3 protein-coding genes are annotated in these 2,475 nt (G+C 69.5%); 1 reads left to right on the top strand and 2 read right to left on the bottom strand.

All coding sequences use genetic code 11. The annotated features are described in order from the left end of the window. The coding region (locus tag WA805_RS29800; RefSeq protein ID WP_425243985.1) for an MATE family efflux transporter at positions 1-267 on the bottom strand (267 nt) is incomplete at its 3' end. A gap of 189 nt (positions 268-456) precedes the next feature. On the opposite strand from WA805_RS29800, the gene WA805_RS29795 reads away from it, so the two are divergent. Beyond that, positions 457-1,296, top strand: coding sequence for a trypsin-like serine peptidase (locus tag WA805_RS29795; protein ID WP_422285699.1), 840 nt, complete (start codon positions 457-459; stop codon positions 1,294-1,296). 30 nt (positions 1,297-1,326) lie between these two features. Here WA805_RS29795 and WA805_RS29790 read toward each other — a convergent pair whose 3' ends face one another. After that, positions 1,327-2,277 carry an aldo/keto reductase gene (locus tag WA805_RS29790; RefSeq protein ID WP_422327194.1) on the bottom strand — a complete coding sequence of 317 codons (951 nt, stop codon included), beginning with the start codon at positions 2,275-2,277 and terminating at the stop codon, positions 1,327-1,329. Positions 2,278-2,475: the final 198 nt, after the last annotated feature.

Below are 2,475 nucleotides of genomic sequence, written 5' to 3'. Positions count from 1 at the left end.
CCCCGCGGCCGCGCCGTCGCGCGCTGCGACCAGCCGCGCCACCGCGGACGTCGTCGCGGTCGCCAGGAAGATGGTCAGCCAGGAGACGATCGACAGCACGCTCGTCGCGATCGCCAGCGCGTCGAGTTGCTGACGGCCCAGATGGCCGACGATCGCGGTGTCCACGAGGTTGTACAGCGGCTCGGCCGCGATCGCGCCGAGCGCGGGGAGGCCGAGCGCGAGGATGCGCCTGTCGAGCTCACGATGCGCCTCGCGGTGTGCCGTCACGTCGCAAAGTTTAGGGAGAACCAGGGAATTCTAAGGAAGTTCCAAGGATGAGCCTCTAGTGTGAGGGCGGTCGATAGATCACAATTAGGCATCGGCACGGCAACGAACGATGCACGATGACGACAATAGCTGATTTTTGCCCTCCTGGCGGACAAATCAGCATATATCGGGCACTGTGGAGGTTAGTGGATGAGGCTGGCTGCGCGCCTCGCGGCGAGCGGGCGGACGCATGGTCGCCTCATCTCCATCCTCGCGGCCGTTGCCGTGTTCGTGACCCTGTCGCTGGCGCCCGCGCGCAGCGGGGCCGCAGGAGACACCTGGCCGGCCCGGCTGGGCGCTGGCGGCATCGGGGTCGCCCGGGTGTCCGGCAACGGACAGCCCTTCGACGGGATAGCGACCGTCGGCGCGCTGTTCGGCGAGAGCTCGGGAAAGCTCAGCTCGCACTTCTGCACGGCGAGCGTCGTGGACAGCCCGCATGGTGACCTGGCCATCACGGCCGCGCACTGCGTGACCGGCACGTCCCGCCAGATGGTGTTCGTGCCCGGCTACGCCAACGGCACGGAACCGTACGGGGTCTGGCAGGTCACTCGGGTGTACACCGACGCGGCCTGGCAGTCCGCCCAGGATCCCGACGACGACGTCGCCTTCCTGCAGCTGTCCGGAGCGCCTGGCGGCGCGCCGGTCGAGGCCGTGACCGGCGCCGAGCACGTCGCCACCGACGCCGACGCCGCCGCTGGCGGGCTGGTGCGGGTGATCGGCTACCCGGACACCGCGGACCAGCCGGTCTCGTGCGTGAACTGGACGAAGCTCTTCAGCCCGACGCAGCTCGAGTTCGACTGCGGCGGGTACACCGACGGCACGAGCGGCGGGCCGTTCCTCGCGAACGTGCCGGCGTCCTCGGGCCAGGGCACCGTCATCGGCGTGATCGGCGGCTATGAACAGGGCGGTGACCTGCCGCAGGTGTCGTATTCCGTGGCGTTCGGCGCGGTGGTGGCGGCCCTGTACCTGACGGCGAAGGCGGCCAGCTAGCTGGCAGCCTGCTGGCCAGCCGTCTGCTGGCTAGAACTCCCTGGCGGGCGGCGGCGAAATCTTGTCGAGCTCGGCGAGCTCTTCCTGGGCCGGCTCCCACTCGCCGGCGGCGACGTTGGCGACGACCTGCTCCGCTGAGGTCGCGCCGGCGATCACCGAGGCGCAGCCGGGCTGCGCCGCGAGGCCGCCGATGGCGATCTCGAGGATGGAGACGCCGCGTTCGGCACCCCACTCGATGAGCGCCTCCACCGTGTCCAGCTTCTCGTCGGTGACCAGGTGCGACCGCGTCGCGATCCTGCTGCCGGCGGGCAATTCACTGCCGCGCCGGACCTTCCCGGTGAGCATCCCGTTGGCCAGCGGGAAGTAGGGCAGCACGCCGAGCCCGAAGTGCACGGCGGCGGGCACCACCTCGGCTTCCACGCCGCGGTCGACCATCGACCAGTGGTTCTGCGCGGAGATGAACGGGGTGCGGGCGGCGCTCTTGTGCGCGGCGTCCGCCAGCTGCCAGCCGGACAGGTTCGAGTGCCCGATGTACCTGACCTTGCCCTCGGCCACCAGCTCGTCGAGCGCGGCGATCGTCTCCTCGATCGGGGTCAGCGGGTCCGGTGTGTGCAGCTGGTACAGGTCGATATAGTCGGTGCGCAGCCGCCGCAGCGACTTCTCCACCGCGAGCCTGATGTAGCCGCGGCCGCCCTTGGCGCCCGCGGCGGGGCCGTAGCCCATGTCCACCTTCTGGTGGCCGAACTTCGTCGCGAGCACGACCTTGTCCCTGCGGCCCGCGAGCACCTCGCCGAGGGCGAGCTCAGACCCGCCGTCCTTGCCGTACATTTCGGCGGTGTCGAAGAGCGTGATGCCGGCGTCGATCGCCGCGTCGACCACCGCCCGGGTCCGCTGCAGGTCGATGCGGCCGCCGAAGTTGTTGCAGCCGAGGCCAACCACCGATACGAGCAGCCCTGAGTCACCGAGGGTTCGATAGCGCATGGCAGGCATCATACGGACGCGCGCACGACCTCGCGGACGGCGGGGCGCTGTTGACAATGCTGTTGACAAAAGGGCCGACGAATAGGCCGCTCGCCGGAATAACTGAGCGCAATGGCCCGCGGCCGGCGCTGTGGGTGCGGCCGGGTTAATTCGGTAATTCACGGCTGTAAATTTCCGCCGGGGCCGGGAATCCTTGGT

Source organism: Trebonia sp. (assembly GCF_049794275.1).
Taxonomy (GTDB): Bacteria; Actinomycetota; Actinomycetes; order Streptosporangiales; family Streptosporangiaceae; genus Trebonia.
The sequence above is the reverse complement of the archived record's forward strand: the minus strand, read 5'-3'. Positions and strand labels throughout refer to the sequence as shown.

Bases quoted from the DNA above. Each gene is read 5' to 3' on its own strand.
- WA805_RS29795 (WP_422285699.1), top strand. From the start codon at position 457: ATGAGGCTGGCTGCGCGCCTCGCGGCGAGCGGGCGGACGCATGGTCGC.
- WA805_RS29790 (WP_422327194.1), bottom strand. From the start codon at position 2,277: ATGCGCTATCGAACCCTCGGTGACTCAGGGCTGCTCGTATCGGTGGTT.